The following is a 15,724-nucleotide window of genomic DNA, read 5'->3' as shown; positions in this document are numbered from 1 at the left end:
CGGTCAGGCCGGCTCGGGCCGCGTGCCGTAGGCCTGCCCCATCCGGGCGATGGCGGCGAGCTTGGCCTCCAGGGCCGACCAGTCGTCCCGCTCGGCGATCGGCGCCCACAGGGCCTCGACCTCGTCGATCAGCAGGGTGCAGGGCGCGGGATCGGCGAAATAGGGATGGTCGAGATTCGCGTCCGCCGCGGGCCGCATCGCCTGCAGGGCGGCGTGGACCGGCCGGAACGCGTCGCGGGCGTAGAAGGGCGCGGCCGGGCTCGCCGCGGCGCGGGCCTCGCTGGCGAGGCCCCCGCGCCAGTCGAAGAAGACGCGCTCGAAGGGCGCCCGGGTCGTCTCGAGGAAGCTCCAGAAGCTGCCCACCAGCCGGTGGAGCGCCGCCTCGCCCTCCCCCTCCCGGGGGACGATCCCGAGCCGGAACAGGATCGCCTCGGCGAAGCCCTGCTGCAGGGCCGGCCCGAAGCCCTTCAGCGCCGCCTCCAGCCTGTCCTGGGGCACGAGGGGGATCAGGCATTCGGCGAGCCGGCTCAGGTTCCAGAACAGGGCCTCGGGCTGCCGGCCGAAGCTGTAGAGGCCGAACTGGTCGAAATAGGCCGCCGTGAAGGCGGGGTCGTTCTCCGGCGCGAAGCGCCAGGGCCCGTAATCGAAGCTCTCGCCGGTGACGTTGATGTTGTCGGTGTTGAGCACGCCGTGGACGAAGCCCGCGGCCATCCATTGCGCGCCCATGCGGGCGACCCGGGTCGTCAGCGCCGTGAAGAAGGCGCGCGCCCGCTCCGCGGGATCGGCCTCTTGGATATCGGGATAGTAGGTCGCCACCACGTGGTCGACGAGGCGGGCGATGTTGTGCGGCTCGTCGAGGAAGAGGAAGCGCTGGAAGGTGCCGATGCGCAGATGCGCGTGGGAGAGCCGCACCAGCACCGCGGAGCGGGTGGGGGAGGGCTCGTCGCCCCGCTCCAGCGCCTCGCCGGTCTCGATCAGGCTGAAGCTCTTGGAGGTCTCGACGCCCAGCGCCTCCAGCAGGGCGGTGGCGAGCACCTCGCGCACGCCGCCCTTCAGGGTCAGCCGCCCGTCGGCGGTGCGCGACCAGGGCGTCCGGCCGCTGCCCTTGGTGCCGAGATCGAGGAGCCGCCCGTCCCGGAGGTCGTGGAGCTGCGCGAACAGGAAGCCGCGCCCGTCGCCGAGATCCGGGTTGTAGGAGCGGAACTGGTGGCCGTGATAGCGCAGGGCCAGGGGCTTCTCGAAGCTGCCGGGCAAGGGCTCGAACCGCGCGAAATGCGCGATCCACGCCGCCTCGCTCAGGCCGTCGAGCCCGACCCGCTGCGCCCAGTCCTGGTTGCGGTAGCGCAGGATCGCCTGCGGGAAATCGGCCGGCGCGACCACGTCGTAGAAGTCGGGCCCGAGATCGGCATGGCGGCGGGAGGTCTTCGGGGAGGGCAGGGGCGGGCTCCACGGGGCGCGGGTGAGGGGAGGGAGGTCGTGCAGGGCGCGCCTTCCGTCAACCCAGGCGGAGGCGCCCGGGATGCATCGGACGTTGCGGAGCCCCTGCCCCGGATCGGCCGCTGTCGCGGCACAGTCCGTCACGCCGGACGGAAACCAAGCTCAAGGCCGACATCGCATACGTTCGACGCGCACAGGCAGCGTCGTGCATACGTATACATGATTTCCCTGCATATCAGCCCAAGAACGGTCGATGATGCGATCGATCACGAATCGTTTGGCAGCCTGAAAACAGGCACTTTCAGCTTGCCCGCTACGCAGTCCGAGGGACATATCCGGCGGACTGCCCAGCGACTGGGCAGGATCCCTAGCAAAACCGGCACGAGTACCGCTGGTTTTGCTCGAAGCAGCATTTAGTTAACTTTACACAATCGCTTTCCGCGTGGAAATAATCGATCTCGCCGCGACGCGATCCGGAGAATTCTAGACTTGCACAACACAATGACCAATTCAACACTTTCCGAAGTTGTCGAGACCTCCGCGCACGCTCTGAAATCCAGCGCCGCATCGGATCTGGGATCGATTCAATCCATCACCCGGCGCATGAAGTTCCTGGCGCTGAACGCCCTGATCGAGGCCTCCCATGCGGGCGAGAAGGGGGCGGGGTTCTCCGTGGTGGCGCAGGAAGTCCGGGCCGTGGCGGGGGAGGTCGAGCATCTCGCCAGCACGCTCGGCGACAACATCAGCAACGGCGTGGACGACCTGACGAAGGCGGTCGACAGGCTCACGGACGAGGCGCAGGCGACGCGCTACGTCGACCTCGCCCTGAATGCGGTCGAGCTGATCGACCGCAATCTCTACGAGCGCACCTGCGACGTCCGCTGGTGGGCGACGGATTCCGCCGTGGTCTCCTGCGCCGCCGACGGCACCCCGGCGGCGGTGGCCTATGCCGAGGAACGCCTCGGCGTGATCCTGTCCGCCTACACCGTCTATCTCGACCTCTGGCTCTGCGACCTCCAGGGGCGCGTCGTCGCCCATGGCCGGCCGGAGCGCTATCCCCGGGTCCGGGGCACCTCCGTCCATGGCGAGGCCTGGTTCCGCGAGGCCCTGGCGCTGCGGAACGGCGACGCCTTCGTGGCGGCGGATGTGCGCCGGGAGGCCGCCCTCGACGGCGCGCAGGTCGCCACCTACTGCGCGAGCGTCCGGGAGGACGGCCGCGTCGACGGCCGGCCCCTCGGCGTCCTCGCCATCCATTTCGACTGGCAGCCGCAGGCGCGGGCGATCGTCGAGGGGGTCCGCCTGGGCCTGAGCGAGCGCGAGAGGACCCGGGTGATGCTGCTGGATGCCGGCAACCGGGTGATCGCCTGCTCGCGCGGGCAGGGCGTGCTGAGCGAGGTGTTCCCGCTGCGCACGGGCGGGCAGTCGCATGGCTCCTACCGGGACGAGGCCGGCCGTCTCGTCGCCTTCCACGCGACCCCCGGCTACGAGACCTATCGCGGCCTCGGCTGGCGCGGGGTCATCGTCCGGGAAGCGGATTGACCGGACAGGTCGGCGGTTCGGCAGAGCCGTCTCCGCCTGCGTCGGGCGGAGACGGCCGGGGCGACTCGGCCCCTGGGCTTGGAGCCCTCAGCCGACCCCGTTCACTCCCCACCGACCCGGCCCAAAGCCGTTCGCATAAGATATATTATGGAACCTGAGACCCCGATCACGGGGGCAGGGGGCCTGGAAAGGCCGCCGAAAGCCGAGTCACAAAGCCAAGTCACGGCGCATCACACCCCGTTACACGGACAAGTCAGGCTCAAGTCACGGAGACGAATTCTCTCTTCCGACGGTCCAAGCGTCACCCTTCGGCAACCTTGACCGCAGGAATGAAAATAAAAAATTCATTAAGGGCGTTTCGTAACCCGCGGCTCTCGCAATTGTCATAATCCTGGGGCATCGCTGGCACTGGACACGCCGATATTCGCCTTTCCGAATCACTGAAACCGCCTCCGATGTCGCTCAGCCTGCGCCTGCCGCTCCTCGGCTTCGCCACCGCCCTCGGCTTCGCCCTCGCCGCGCCGGACCAGGGTGCCCAGGCCCAGCCGGATCTGGCGCCCCCGGCCCTGAAGCCCGCCGCGGTCCCGCAAGGGGCGCCGGAGCGTCTGCCGGTGAAGCTGACCCGGCTCGCCGCGCGGCTGGCGGGCAACGGCGACATCCGCATCGTCGCCTTCGGCTCCTCCTCGACGGCGGGGGCGGGGGCATCCTCACCGGCAGCGGCCTACCCTGCCCTGCTCCAGCACGACCTCGAGGAGCGGCTCCAGGTCGGCGCCCATGAGCGCCGCGCCGTCACCGTGATCAACCGCGGCATCGGCGGCGACGATTCCGAGGCGATGGCCCGACGCCTGGAGCGCGACGTGCTGGCCGAGAAGCCGGATCTCGTGGTCTGGCAGACCGGCAGCAACGACCCGCTCTCCGGCGTGCCGGTGGAGCGCTTCGCCGAACTGACCCGCCAGGGCATCGCCGCGATCCGGGCCACCGGCGCCGACGTGGTGCTGATGGACCAGCAATGGTGCCGCAAGCTCTCCGGCGTCGAGGGCGCCGGCCGCTACGGCGAGGCCCTGCACGCGGTCGCCGCCGAGCTCGGCGTGCCGGTGATCCGCCGCCACGCCCTGATGCAATCCTGGGTCTCGCACGGCCTGATGACCCCGGCCCAGATGATCGGCCCGGACGGCCTGCACATGACCGATGCCGGCTACCGCCAGCTCGCCAAGGCCGCCGCCGCCCAGATCCTGGTCGGCGCCGGCCTGATCCAGCCCTCCCTCGCCCGGAACTGAGCCGGATGGGGCAGGGCGGAGCGTCAAACGACGCCCCTCCCCGGCCCGGATTCCCGTCACCGCGCGATCGCACAGCGTCGTGTTCGTCCTCGCATGCGCGCGAGGCGAGCCAGGAGCCTTGCCCGATCCGGCAAGGCCCCTGGCTCGACTGCGTCTCAGAACGTAGGCATCGGGCCGGGCCGCTCCCCGGCAACCGGCCTCAGCCCGTCGGCCCGACCTCCTCGGGAGCGCCGCGGCTGCCGGGAAGGGCGTAGACCGCATCCCCCAGGCGGCGGAGCGGGCCGCCGGGGCCGGAGCGCTTCCAGAGCCGGGTGTTGAGGGCCGCGATCGGATCGGCCCCGGGCAGGCTGAAGCCCCGGGCGGCGAGCGCCGCCCAGATCTCACTGGCATGGAGCGGCCGGTCGGCCTCTTGCAGCACGGCGAGCGCCGCCCCGATCAGCACCCGTCCGTAGCGCCGGGCGGCCACGGCCTCGGAGCGGGCCTCCTCCGACGCCCCCTGCCCCGTCGCCGTCGCGGGAGTCGCGGCCGGCCGGGGTTCGGGCCATGCCCTCTCTGCCGGGCGCGGCGGCGGTCGATCGGCTCCGCGCGTGGCGAAGCCGGGCACCGGCCACGGCCCCGCCGTCGCGGTTCCCGGATCGCCCGAATCGGCCGCCCGAAGATCGTGTCTCTCCTGCCCCCCGGCGCCCGCAGGGCGGGAAGGTCCCTCGGCAGGACCGGCCGGAACCGCGCCGTCCGGGCGGGAGGGCGAGACCCGGCGGGGCTCGCTCCCTTCGGCAGGAGCAAGGGGATCGGGCCGATCCGCCCAGACCGACCGGGAGGTGATGTCGTCCCGCCCCGGCCCGGCGGATGCGGAGGAAGGAGCGATGGGCGGAGAAGGAGAGGTGGCCTGTGCCGGGTGCTTGATCTCAGCCGGCTCGTCCTCCGCCGTCGTCCCGAGCTCGGCCTTCAGCCGCCGGCCGAGTTCCAGATAGAGGGTCAGATCGGTGATGGCCCGGTCCAGGGCCTCGCGCTGACGCCGCAGCGCGTTCAGGCGGGCTTCCGCTTCCGCTTCCGACAGAACCATGGAATTTTCCCGGTCACTTTCCCTGATGGAATATCCCGTAGCACGGGAAGGACCGTTATGGAATATGGATTTCTCTGTTCCATCTTATTCCAATTAATTCCACCACCATCTTCCGTGGAATATCATAGGGAATAGAACAAAAAGCGTCTCGGCTTGGAAGATCCCGGAGCCGGCTTCGAGGCGCTTGTGGAAGGCCGAGGAAGCCGCCTCGAAGCCGCGTTTCCGTTTCGCGGGGGCGAGCATGCGCTTTATTCCGTCCCATTCCGTCTACGCGCCGCCGGCTTCGGCGGAACGAGTAGGGCGCCGGGATCGGCCGGCCGCAGGGTCATGCCGTTGTCGTCGAGGCTCAGGGGCAGCTTCGGAAACACCTCGAGCACCCCGGCCACATCCGCCTTGAAGGCCTGGCGGAAGCTGCGGATGCTGGCATTGTCCGCCCCGAACTGCCGGTGCAGGTTGTCCCAGGTCAGCCGCAGGGGCCGCTGCAGCAGGCGCAGGCGGTAGCCGAGCCAGAACAGCAGGTCGAGCTTGCGGGCGGAGCCGGAAAAGGCCCGGGCCGCCCGGATGTCGACGGGCAGGGCGTGCTGGATCAGGCTGTCGTAGAAATCCTGGTGGAACTGCACCTCCTTCTGCCAGACCAGCCCATCCGAGCCCGCCCGCCAGAGGTCGAGGCGGCGGAAAGGCGGCACGTTGAGGGTCGAGGCCTGGTCGGCCCCGTCCCAGAGGCCGATCTGCATGGAGCAGGCAGCGAGCCGGTTGAGCTGCTCCTTGAAGGCGCCGATCGTGCCGCGCTCGCCTCCGGTCACGGCGAAGCCCATGGCCTTCATGAAGCCCGACAGGCTGTCGCCCACCTCGATCACCGGGTTGCGCTGGCGCACGGCCTCCGAGCAGAGATGCAGGAGCACCAGGCGGGCCTTGGGGCCGTAGGGCAGGCCCTGGGGCTCCATCTCCCCGGTCACGGGGTTCTTGAGCCGCCCGGCGGTCAGGCTGAGGGAATTGCGGCCGTATTCGCGAAACACCTCCCGGGCGGCGCCGGGATCGCGATAGGGCAGGCCGCACAGGGCCAGGACCGAATGGATGTGCTGGAGGTTCTCCGGCCCCGTGGGCTCGTTCTCGATCACCTCGCGGATGGCATCGCGCCGGCGCTGGTCGCGGCCCATGCCGGCGCGGCGGGAGGATTGGCTGTCCACCTCCACCGCCCGGGCGCTTGCGGCCGCATCCCGCTCGCGCTGACGGAACAGCAGATGCTCGACGATCGGCGCGAACAGGAAATCGCCCCGAGCGGTTTCGAGCTCCGCCAGGAGGTCTACATCGCGGATCAGCGCGATCTTGTCCGCGAGCCCCACCTGTGTCGCCCTCACCCTTCCTGTCCGGTTCTGCCGGTTAGCGGGCAGAGTCCTCAGGTAGCCTCACACGATTCGGGCGGCGGGAGTCTCGGGGAGCTCACGATTTATCCCGGCTATCCCCGCAAGTCGGGTGGGTTTTTCGATGAGGGCGAGGACGGCGAGGGGGAGTGTTCCTCTCCAACCCGCGCTGCATGGGGAGGGGATCGAGAACACCGATCGGAGCCGCTGCGCAGAGTTCGATACGGCAGTATCTCCGGGACTTTTCCACAGAGCCGGCCCCCTTGTCCGGTTATCCCCGCCGAATCCCCTACGCCCCTGCGCAGACTTCTATGCAGGTCCCCTGTTCCGGCCCGCAGAATCCCCTACGCATCCACGCAGAATCCCATGCGGATTCACGCAGAATTCGATACGCGGATCCTTCTTAAACCATTCAGGAAAATGAGGAATCTCGTCTCCCATATAATAGGCAGAACAGACTCCCTATAACCCCTTCTGATATCTTTCCTATAAGGCAGGTCCAAAGCGTTCGTGTCGACGAACGGGTTATGCTGACTTGGTTCGAAGAGAGAATTTTTGGAATTTTTCACAAGCTCCCTACCCTTTTCCCGCAGCTTGTCCACAAAACCACATTTCTCCGCAGGTGCCTGGACTCCCCATGACGCAATTCTCTTCCGTCGACCGGCTTCTCTCAATCATGATGACCTTGCGGGATCCCGAGAAAGGCTGTGCCTGGGATGTCGCGCAGACACCGGCGACCATCATCCCCTTCACGATCGAGGAAGCCTATGAAGTGGCAGAGGCCGTCGATCAGGGCGATGCCTTCGAGCTGCGCGACGAGCTCGGAGATCTGCTCCTCCAGGTCGTGTTCCAGGCCCGGATGGCGGAGGAAGCGGGCTCCTTCGCCTTCTCCGATGTGGTCGAGGCGATCATCCGCAAGTTGATCCGCCGGCACCCGCACGTCTTCGATGCTTCCGGCAACCTCCTCGCCCCGGAAGAGCGCCGAACCGATCCGGAGGCGATCAAGCAAGCCTGGGAACGCATCAAGGCGGAGGAACGGGCGGAGAAAGCCGGGCGAGGAGTCAGGAAGCCGCAAGGTCCCCTCGCCGGCGTTCCGAGTGCCCTCCCCGCTCTGATGCGAGCCGAAAAGATCTCGCGGAAAGCAGCCGGCTACGGCTTCGACTGGCCGAACGCTGCGGACGTCCTCGCCAAGGTCCGGGAGGAGGTGCTCGAGGTCGAACAGAGCCTGGCCGAGGACGACCGGGAAGCCGTGGCGGAGGAAATCGGAGATCTCCTGTTCTCCGTGGCCAATCTCGCCCGCCATGCCGGCGTCGACCCGGAGGAGGCCCTGCGCCGCGGCACCCAAAAATTCATCCGCCGTTTCGAGGCCATGGCCGATCTCCTCGCCCGGCAGGGCCAAAATCTTGACGAAAGCGACCTCCCCGCGATGGAGGCTGCCTGGCAGGCGGTGAAGCAGGTCGAGAAGGCGGGACGCTGAGGCGGATTTTTCCGACTCACGTCCGGGAACGCAAGTTTCTTCTCCCCCAAGCGGGCGAAGAAATGCGAGTCCTGCTCAACCGGACCGGCTGGGATCGTCCCTCTCTCCTCTCCGTCTCCGCAGGGGCCAGTCGATGAGATGCACCGCGTAGAGGGCGATCCAGACCAGGACGGGCTGAAGCAGCAGGCGCGGCCCGTGATACCACCAGCTGTCGGGGATCGGCGGCATGTCGATATGCTCGAAGGCCTGCTTGAGATTGGCCGGGACGACGCAGATCGCATAGAGCGCAAAGGCGAGACCGGCCGCCCGCCGCAGGGGCGGCAGGAACAGGGCAACGGCCCCGGCGATCTCGCACAGCCCGGTGAGGATCACCACGAGGAGAGGGGCGGGGACCCAGCTCGGCATGATCGGCAGAAAGCGCTCGGTCGCGACGAGATGCACGAGGCCGATGATTCCGTAGAGGCCGGACAGGGCCCAGCGCAGGGGCGCCCGCCCGTCGCGGCCCCCTCCCCTCATCGGCCTCGGCTCATGGGAGCCGGCCCGGATCGACGCCGCAGGAGGCGGCCGTCGCCCGCCGGACGGCTTCCGCGAGCTGCCGGAGGCGGGGATGCCCGGCGCTCCCGAGGATCGTGTCGTCGATGCGGGTGACGGGGCAGACGAGCCGCAGGGAATTCGTGAGAAAGACCGCCTCCGCAGCCTTCAGCGCCTCCGGTGTCAGAGGGCTCTCGTCCCAGACGAGGCCGAGATCCGGCGCCAGATCGCGCAGAACCCCGCGCAGGATACCGGCCAGCACCCCCTCCCCCAGCGGCGGCGTCACCAGCCGGTCGCCGCTGAGGGCGACAAGATTGCCGGTGCCGGCGCAGGCGACCCGGCCCCGCGTGTTGAGGAACAGGGCCTCGTCGAAGCCCGCGGCCCGGCTTTCCCGGATCGCGAGAACGGCGTCAAGATAACCCAGGGTCTTGAGCCGGGAGGTGGGGGAGGTCTCATTCCGGGCGATGCCGGTCGTGCGCAGGGTCAGGGTCGCGGCGGCGAAATTGGGCGCCAGGGGGGCCGAACTCGCGAAGACGGTCGGCTGTGCTGTCTCCGGCGGCAGGATCCCGCGGGGGCCGACGCCCCGGGTCACCGTGGTGCGGATGCCGGCCCGGGCCTCCCCCGCGGCGAGCCCCCGCATCGCCGCCCGGATCGTCTCGGGCGCGACCGCGAAGCCCAGGGTCGCGGCCGCCGCGACGAGGCGGGCGATATGGGCCTCCTCGAAGGCGATGCGGCCCTCGAGCGCCAGGGCCGTGTCGAACACCCCGTCCCCGAGCAGCAGGCCCCGGTCGGCGAGGTCGAAGGGCACCTTCCCTTCCGTGGGCCGGCCGTCAAACCACAGCATCGGCCGGCGTCTCGGACCGTCCCCGGCCGGGCTTCCCCCGCCAGGTCCGGGCGAGATCGAGGAAGTTGGCGAAGAGGGCGTGGCCGTTCTCCGTCAGCACCGACTCGGGGTGGAACTGGATCCCGTAGGTCGGGTGCGTCCGGTGCGAGAGGGCCATCACCTCCCCTTCCGCGGACAGGGCGTCGACGACGAGATGGTCCGCCATCGCCGGCTGCGGCTCGACCACGAGGGAATGGTAGCGCCCGACCTGCATCGGATCGGGCAGGCCCGAGAACAGCCGTGCCGCCTCGTGCCGGATCGGCGTCGCCTGCCCGTGCAGCGGCCGCCGCGCCCGGCCGACCTGCCCGCCGAAGGCCGCGCCGATGGCCTGATGGCCGAGGCAGACGCCGAGGATTGGAATATTCCCGGACAGTTCCCGGATCGCGGGCAAGGTCACCCCCGCCTCGTTGGGCGTGCAGGGCCCCGGCGAGAGCACCAGGGCATTGGCCTCGAGGGCGCGGATGCCGGCCACGTCGAGGGCGTCGTTGCGCACCACCTTCACCGTCTCGCCGAGCTCTTCGAAGTAGCGCACGACGTTGAAAACGAAGGAATCGTAGTTGTCGATGACGAGGATCATGATTCCGGCGCCTCGAAAGCCTGGAAGACCCGGGCGGCCTTGGTCAGCGTCTCCTCGTATTCCGGACCGGGTTCCGAGAGCAGCGTCACCCCGCCTCCGGCCTGTAGCACCGCCTCCCGGTCGTTCATGAACACGGTGCGGATCGCGATCGAGGTGTCGAGGGAGCCGTCGAAACCGATCGCGCCGATGGCTCCGCAATAGAGCTCCCGCGCATCGCCCTCGATCTCGGTGATGATGTCCATGGCCCTGAGCTTCGGCGCACCGGTGATCGAGCCGCCCGGGAAGGTCGTCGCGATCAGGTCGAGGGCGTCCCGGCCTTCGCGTAGGGTTCCCGTGACCACGGAGACGAGATGGTGGATCCCGGCATAGGATTCCAGCCCGCACAGGATCGGCACCTTGACGCTGCCCGGCGCGCAGACCCGGGAGAGGTCGTTGCGCAGCAGGTCGACGATCATGATGTTCTCGGCCCGCTCCTTGGGATGGGCCTGGAGCGCTGCCGCCAGACGGGAATCTTCCGTAGGATCGGAAGAACGCCGCACCGTTCCCTTGATCGGCCGTGTCTCGACCTGCCGCCCGTCGAGCTTCAGGAACCGCTCCGGCGAGGAGGAGGCGACGGTCAGCCCTCCGAAGGCGAGATAGGCGCCGAATGTCGCCGGGTTCGTCTCCCGCAAGCGGCGATACAGAGCAAAACCATCGAAGCCCGGCGGAAGTGTTGTCGAGAAACGCTGCGCGATGTTGGCTTGGTAGATATCGCCGGCGCGAATGTAATCCCGCACCTTCTCTACGGCGGCCTCGTAGCCTGCCCGGGTGAAGTTGGAATCCCAGACGAATGTCGCTGCGGATTGCACCTGCGGCTCCGGTTCCGGGCTCGCGAGGAGGGCCGCGAAGGCGTCGAGGCGCGCCTTCGCCCGCGTTTCCTGGCCGGTGCCGATCTCGGGAAAGCCGGTGGCGATCAGGCGGCAGGTCCCGTTTGCATGATCGATCGCGAGGAGCGTGTCGTAGAAGTTGAAGGCGGCATCGTCGGTGAGCCCGGCCCGCCGGGCCGGCTGCTCGACCTGCTCCAGGCAAGTGGCGAAGTCGTAGGCGAAGTAGCCGATCGCTGCGCCGGGGAAGCCTGGGAGATCCGGTTGCGGATCAAGGCGATAGGGCGCGAGGCAGACGCGGAGGGCTTCGAGGGGCGCCCCGTCGAGGCTTCGGCCGTCGAGGCTCGGCTTCCCGTCCCGGACACGGAAGCGCCCGAACGGATCGGCGGCGAGCACCGACACCCGGCCCAGGGTCGGATGCGCCATCGCGCTGTCGAGGAAGGCGAGCCCCGGCAGCCGGGCGAGCCGGGCCGCAGCCGTGATCGGCTCGATCGGCGGGATGTCTCGGGTCCAGACCATGAAACGGCAGCAGAACTTTTCGGCCGGAAAGCAACCTCGCCCACCAACCGTGCCGGAACGTCCCCGTCAATCGCTTCCGGGGCGAAGCCGGGCCCGTCCGATGCAGGGGCGGGATGCAAGGGCGGATTGCATCCGTGCGAACGCTGCCGCGCGAAGCCGGCCGCGACGAGGCTCGCATGGGCGCCGCAATCGCGTTATAGCACGCGCGACATCCGAAAGACGCGCCCTATCGATTGTGCCGGACCGGCCTCGGGTTCGGGCGCGACGAGTTGCCATGACCACCACCGCTTCTCCCAAGACCGCCGCCCCGCGGATCTCCTTCGTCTCCCTCGGCTGCCCCAAGGCGCTGGTCGATTCCGAGCGCATCCTCACCCAGCTGCGGGCGGAGGGGTACGAGCTGGCCCGGCGCCACGACGGGGCCGACGTGGTCATCGTCAACACCTGCGGCTTCCTCGATTCGGCCAAGGCCGAGTCCCTCTCGGCGATCGGGGAGGCGATGGCGGAGAACGGCCGGGTCATCGTCACCGGCTGCATGGGCGCACAGCCGGACGAGATCCGCGACCGCTTCCCGAACCTGCTCGCGGTGACGGGCCCCCAGGCCTACGAGTCCGTGGTCGAGGCCGTCCATCAGGCGGTGCCGCCGGCCCACGACCCCTTCCTCGACCTGATCCCGCCGCAGGGCGTGAAGCTCACGCCGCGTCATTACGCGTATCTGAAGATCTCGGAGGGCTGCAACAACCGCTGCACCTTCTGCATCATTCCCTCCCTGCGCGGCGACCTCGTCAGCCGCCCCGCGGGGGATGTGCTCCGCGAGGCGGAGAAGCTGGTCAAGGCCGGGGTGAAGGAGCTGCTCGTCGTCTCGCAGGACACGAGCGCCTATGGCATCGACACCCGCTACGCCGCGAGCCCCTGGCGCGACCGCGAGGTGCGCGCCCGCTTCTACGATCTCGCCGCCGAGCTCGGTGAGCTCGGGGCCTGGGTACGTCTGCACTACGTCTATCCCTACCCCCATGTCGACGAGGTCATCCCGCTGATGGCCGAGGGCAAGGTCCTCCCCTATCTCGACATGCCGCTCCAGCATGCGAGCCCCTCCGTCCTCAAGCGGATGCGGCGCCCCGGCAACCAGGAGAAGCAGCTCGACCGGATCCGCCGCTGGCGCGAGATCTGTCCGGACCTCGCGATCCGGTCCACCTTCATCGTCGGCTTCCCCGGCGAGACGGAGGCCGAGTTCGAGGAGCTGCTCGCCTGGATCCGCGAGGCCAGGCTCGAGCGCGTCGGCTGCTTCGAATACGAGCCGGTCAAGGGCGCGCCCGCCAACGACCTCGCCGAGCTGGTCCCGCCGGAGGTGAAGGCCGAGCGCAAGCGGCGCTTCATGGAGGCGCAGCAGGGCGTGTCCCTGAAGCTGCAGCGCGCCAAGGTCGGCAGGCGCCTGCCCGTGATCATCGACGAGGCCGGCCCGACCGTCGCCAAGGGGCGCTCGAAATACGACGCGCCGGAGATCGACGGCTCCGTCCACGTCGCCTTCCGCCGCCCGGTCCGCCCGGGCGACATCGTCACCGTGAAGATCGAGGGCGCCGACGCCTACGACCTGCACGGGACGGCGGTGTAACGCCGTCGTTCTAGGCTTTCGGTCAGCGGTTCTTGCGCGGGCGGTGATCCGGATCGACGCCGCCCTCCGGCGTCGTCTCGTTCTCGACATCGCCCTCGAAGGTCGAATCCGCCTGCAGATCCTCCGGATCGCCGCTGGAGCGGGTCATGCCCTTCGCGGCGCCGATGCCCGGATCGCCCTTGAGGTCGGCGTCGCTCGGATGCGCGGTCTTGAGATGCTTGGTCGCCATGCGGCCTCCCGGTTCTCCTAACGTCCCGGAAGAACCCATGGGCTGCGCGATCTTTCCCGGCCGTCTCGGAACCACCGGATGTGTCCGGACGCGCGCCTCTGGAGGTGGGGTTTAGGCCGGGGTCGCGGCTCGATCGCACGCCGCACGGCCCCGATCCGGGCCGTCTTCCCGATCGGCCCGCGATGCGCTCTGCCGAGCCCGTGCTCAGCAGAGCTGTCCCGCGGGGCCGGAAGACGTCAACGCAGCTTCGGCGCCGGAACCTCGCGCCCCTGCGCCCGGTCCCACTTTACGAAGACGCCCTGCTCGTTCTTGCGGACGGAGCTTCTGTCCTGCGCAGTCGACATCGTGGCATTGCCGGCGACCGGCGTCACATACATCGAGATCTTGCCGCTGTGATCCCAGTATCCGCCGGTTCCGCCCTGGACGGCGTCGAGAGCGGCGTCGTCGAGCTTCATGTTCACTGCATGCGTCATGGGAGGATCTCCGAACTCGGAACCGATGCCGTGTTTGCATCTGTCCCGATAGAACAACGGATCCCCTCAGCTTGGCTGTGCTCCGAGACACACGACCGGGCGGCGCCGTCTTCGCCATCCCCGGGCCTGCGCCGCCTGGAGAAATTCACCTCGCGGCATGCGCGGAAGCGGGTTCGGTGCTTGCGGATCCGAAGCGGGGGACCGCGAAGCTGGCGGCAGGCCCTTCGTCGGAAGGCGTTCTAGAGAAGAGCCGCGCTTAGGAGCCTGCCGACGCCCGCCCCTTCCCTCTCCACCCAGGCCCGGGCCAGCGAGCCGTCGAGATCGATGGCCCGCACCGCGTCTTCCACGACGCTCACCGAAAAGCCGTCCGCCCGGGCATCGAGGGCGCTCCAGGCGACGCAGTAATCGGTGGCGAGCCCGCACAGCACGAGGCGCTCGAATCCGTGCTCCCGCAGGTAGGCGGTCAGCCCCGTGCGCGTGGTGCGGTCGGCCTCGAGGAAGGCGGAGTAGCTGTCGACGCCGCGATGGAAGCCCTTGCGCAGGATCAGCTGCGCCTTCTCCGCCGCGAGCCCGGGGGCGATCTCCGCCCCCGGCGTCCCCTGCACGCAATGGTCCGGCCAGAGCATCTGCGGGCCGTAGGGCAGCGCCGCGGTCTCGAAGGGCGCGCGGCCCTCGTGGCGCGTGGCGAAGGAGGCGTGCCTCCGCGGATGTCAGTCCTGCGTCAGCACCAGGTGGGGCGCGGCCGCGATCAGCCGGTTGAGCGGCGCGCTCGCGGCGTCGCCCTCCGGCACCGCGAGCGCGCCGCCGTGCAGGACGTCGCGCGGGCCGAGGCTCATGGCCGGGGATCCGAAGATCCCCGGATCCCGTGATCCGCGGATCACGGCGTCATCACCGTGGCGCCGGTGGTCTGCCGGCCGGCGAGGTCGCGATGCACCTGGGCCGCGTCCGCGAGCTTGGCGCGGGCATGGATCGGGATCTTCACCGCGCCGCTGCGCACCACCTCGAACAGATCGGCGGCCATGGCGTCGAGGCCGGCCCGGGTGGCGGTGTGGCTGAACAGGGTCGGGCGCGTGACGTAGAGCGAGCCCTTGGCGGCGAGGAGGCCGAGATCGAAGGCCTCGATCGGCCCGGAGGCGGAGCCGAAGCTCGCGAGCAGGCCCCGGGGACGCAGGCAGTCGAGGGAGGCCGGGAAGGTCGCCTTGCCGACGCCGTCATAGACGACCGGCACGCCCTTGCCGCCGGTGATTTCCCGGACCCGCGCCACGAAATCCTCGTCCCGGTACAGGATGACGTGGTCGCAGCCATGCTGCTTGGCGAGCTCCGCCTTTTCCGGGCTGCCGACGGTGCCGATCACCGTGGCCCCGAGATGCTTGGCCCATTGCGTGGCGATGAGCCCGACGCCCCCGGCCGCGGCATGGAACAGGATCGTGTCGCCCGGCTCGACCCGGTAGGTCTGGCGCAGCAGGTACTGCGCGGTCAGGCCCTTGAGCATCATCGCGGCGGCGGTCTCGTCGGCGATGCCCTCCGGCACGTGCACGACGCCGGCCGCGTCGACCACGACCTCCTCCGCGTAGGTGCCGCTGGCACCGGCATAGGCGACTCGCTCCCCGACCCGGAAATCGGTCACGCCCTCGCCCACGGCGACCACCGCGCCGGCGCCCTCCTTGCCCAGGGTGAAGGGCAGCGCGGGCATCTTGTAGGCCCCGGAGCGGAAATAGATGTCGATGAAGTTCACGCCGATGGCGGTCTGGCGGACGCGGATCTGGCCCGGGCCGGGATCGGCGACCGCCACCTCCTCGTAGCGCATCACCTCCGGCCCACCGTATGCGTGCACCCGGATCGCTTTCGGCATGTCGTGTCGTCCCTGGCCTGACGCCCGCCTCGTG

At 69.3% G+C, this 15,724-nt stretch carries 14 protein-coding genes and 1 pseudogene; 4 read left to right on the top strand and 11 right to left on the bottom strand.

All coding sequences use genetic code 11. The features are described from left to right. Positions 1-3: 3 nt before the first annotated feature. Entirely contained in the window at positions 4-1,437 is a 1,434-nt protein-coding gene (locus MFF21_RS11710; protein ID WP_238311494.1) for a protein adenylyltransferase SelO, read from the bottom strand. A gap of 501 nt (positions 1,438-1,938) precedes the next feature. On the opposite strand from MFF21_RS11710, the gene MFF21_RS11705 reads away from it, so the two are divergent. Next, on the top strand, positions 1,939-2,976 hold the full coding sequence (locus MFF21_RS11705; RefSeq protein WP_238311347.1) for a methyl-accepting chemotaxis protein: 1,038 nt from the start codon (positions 1,939-1,941) through the stop codon (positions 2,974-2,976). 455 nt (positions 2,977-3,431) lie between these two features. Further along, on the top strand, positions 3,432-4,253 hold the full coding sequence (locus MFF21_RS11700; protein WP_238311346.1) for an SGNH/GDSL hydrolase family protein: 822 nt from the start codon (positions 3,432-3,434) through the stop codon (positions 4,251-4,253). A gap of 199 nt (positions 4,254-4,452) precedes the next feature. On the opposite strand, the gene MFF21_RS24100 is transcribed toward MFF21_RS11700, so the two are convergent. Further along, complete coding sequence (locus MFF21_RS24100) at positions 4,453-5,316, bottom strand: winged helix-turn-helix domain-containing protein (RefSeq protein WP_373324992.1); 864 nt, start codon at positions 5,314-5,316, stop codon at positions 4,453-4,455. 248 nt (positions 5,317-5,564) lie between these two features. Next, the gene (locus MFF21_RS11690; protein ID WP_238311493.1) at positions 5,565-6,659 is read right to left on the bottom strand and encodes a replication protein RepA; all 1,095 of its coding nucleotides are present in this window, start codon (positions 6,657-6,659) and stop codon (positions 5,565-5,567) included. A 655-nt stretch (positions 6,660-7,314) separates the two neighbouring features. Between MFF21_RS11690 and mazG the strand changes: the two genes are divergently transcribed. Continuing rightward, positions 7,315-8,154 (top strand): nucleoside triphosphate pyrophosphohydrolase, encoded by an 840-nt coding sequence (gene mazG / locus MFF21_RS11685; RefSeq protein WP_238311345.1) that lies wholly within the window; start codon positions 7,315-7,317, stop codon positions 8,152-8,154. A gap of 75 nt (positions 8,155-8,229) precedes the next feature. Here mazG and MFF21_RS11680 read toward each other — a convergent pair whose 3' ends face one another. The 4 genes from MFF21_RS11680 to pabB are packed head-to-tail and all read right to left on the bottom strand — an operon-like array spanning position 8,230 to position 11,527. Further along, positions 8,230-8,670 (bottom strand): DoxX family protein, encoded by a 441-nt coding sequence (locus MFF21_RS11680; RefSeq protein WP_238311344.1) that lies wholly within the window; start codon positions 8,668-8,670, stop codon positions 8,230-8,232. Between the two features lie 10 nt (positions 8,671-8,680). After that, the gene (locus MFF21_RS11675) at positions 8,681-9,529 is read right to left on the bottom strand and encodes an aminotransferase class IV (RefSeq protein WP_238311343.1); all 849 of its coding nucleotides are present in this window, start codon (positions 9,527-9,529) and stop codon (positions 8,681-8,683) included. Then, on the bottom strand, positions 9,516-10,145 hold the full coding sequence (locus MFF21_RS11670; RefSeq protein ID WP_238311342.1) for an anthranilate synthase component II: 630 nt from the start codon (positions 10,143-10,145) through the stop codon (positions 9,516-9,518). Before MFF21_RS11670 ends, MFF21_RS11675 begins: the two co-directional genes overlap by 14 nt. Then, positions 10,142-11,527: an aminodeoxychorismate synthase component I gene (gene pabB / locus MFF21_RS11665; RefSeq protein WP_238311341.1), complete on the bottom strand. Its 1,386-nt coding sequence runs from the start codon at positions 11,525-11,527 to the stop codon at positions 10,142-10,144. The genes MFF21_RS11670 and pabB overlap by 4 nt, the downstream gene beginning before the upstream one ends. Positions 11,528-11,801: 274 nt before the next feature. On the opposite strand from pabB, the gene rimO reads away from it, so the two are divergent. Next, positions 11,802-13,136 carry a 30S ribosomal protein S12 methylthiotransferase RimO gene (gene rimO / locus MFF21_RS11660; RefSeq protein ID WP_238311340.1) on the top strand — a complete coding sequence of 445 codons (1,335 nt, stop codon included), beginning with the start codon at positions 11,802-11,804 and terminating at the stop codon, positions 13,134-13,136. Between the two features lie 22 nt (positions 13,137-13,158). Here the strand turns inward: rimO and MFF21_RS11655 are convergent, their stop codons facing one another. The 4 genes and pseudogenes from MFF21_RS11655 to MFF21_RS11640 all read right to left on the bottom strand — a co-directional run bounded on the left by MFF21_RS11655 (position 13,159) and on the right by MFF21_RS11640 (position 15,690). Next, positions 13,159-13,365, bottom strand: a complete 207-nt coding sequence (locus tag MFF21_RS11655; protein ID WP_238311339.1) for a hypothetical protein — start codon at positions 13,363-13,365, stop codon at positions 13,159-13,161. A gap of 236 nt (positions 13,366-13,601) precedes the next feature. Then, positions 13,602-13,838, bottom strand: coding sequence for a hypothetical protein (locus MFF21_RS11650; protein ID WP_238311338.1), 237 nt, complete (start codon positions 13,836-13,838; stop codon positions 13,602-13,604). A 239-nt stretch (positions 13,839-14,077) separates the two neighbouring features. Next, positions 14,078-14,674: pseudogene (locus tag MFF21_RS11645) on the bottom strand (nicotinamidase). 41 nt (positions 14,675-14,715) lie between these two features. Next, complete coding sequence (locus tag MFF21_RS11640; protein WP_238311337.1) at positions 14,716-15,690, bottom strand: quinone oxidoreductase family protein; 975 nt, start codon at positions 15,688-15,690, stop codon at positions 14,716-14,718. Positions 15,691-15,724: the final 34 nt, after the last annotated feature.

Origin of the sequence: Methylobacterium organophilum, assembly GCF_022179465.1 — a bacterium.
Lineage (GTDB): Bacteria > Pseudomonadota > Alphaproteobacteria > Rhizobiales > Beijerinckiaceae > Methylobacterium > Methylobacterium organophilum.
The sequence above is the reverse complement of the archived record's forward strand: the minus strand, read 5'-3'. Positions and strand labels throughout refer to the sequence as shown.

Coding starts and splice junctions, on each gene's coding strand:
- MFF21_RS11705 (WP_238311347.1), top strand. CDS start 1,939: ATGACCAATTCAACACTTTCCGAAGTTGTCGAGACCTCCGCGCACGCT.
- MFF21_RS11700 (WP_238311346.1), top strand. CDS start 3,432: ATGTCGCTCAGCCTGCGCCTGCCGCTCCTCGGCTTCGCCACCGCCCTC.
- MFF21_RS24100 (WP_373324992.1), bottom strand. CDS start 5,316: ATGGTTCTGTCGGAAGCGGAAGCGGAAGCCCGCCTGAACGCGCTGCGG.
- mazG (WP_238311345.1), top strand. CDS start 7,315: ATGACGCAATTCTCTTCCGTCGACCGGCTTCTCTCAATCATGATGACC.
- MFF21_RS11680 (WP_238311344.1), bottom strand. CDS start 8,670: ATGAGGGGAGGGGGCCGCGACGGGCGGGCGCCCCTGCGCTGGGCCCTG.
- MFF21_RS11675 (WP_238311343.1), bottom strand. CDS start 9,529: ATGCTGTGGTTTGACGGCCGGCCCACGGAAGGGAAGGTGCCCTTCGAC.
- MFF21_RS11670 (WP_238311342.1), bottom strand. CDS start 10,145: ATGATCCTCGTCATCGACAACTACGATTCCTTCGTTTTCAACGTCGTG.
- pabB (WP_238311341.1), bottom strand. CDS start 11,527: ATGGTCTGGACCCGAGACATCCCGCCGATCGAGCCGATCACGGCTGCG.
- rimO (WP_238311340.1), top strand. CDS start 11,802: ATGACCACCACCGCTTCTCCCAAGACCGCCGCCCCGCGGATCTCCTTC.
- MFF21_RS11655 (WP_238311339.1), bottom strand. CDS start 13,365: ATGGCGACCAAGCATCTCAAGACCGCGCATCCGAGCGACGCCGACCTC.
- MFF21_RS11650 (WP_238311338.1), bottom strand. CDS start 13,838: ATGACGCATGCAGTGAACATGAAGCTCGACGACGCCGCTCTCGACGCC.
- MFF21_RS11640 (WP_238311337.1), bottom strand. CDS start 15,690: ATGCCGAAAGCGATCCGGGTGCACGCATACGGTGGGCCGGAGGTGATG.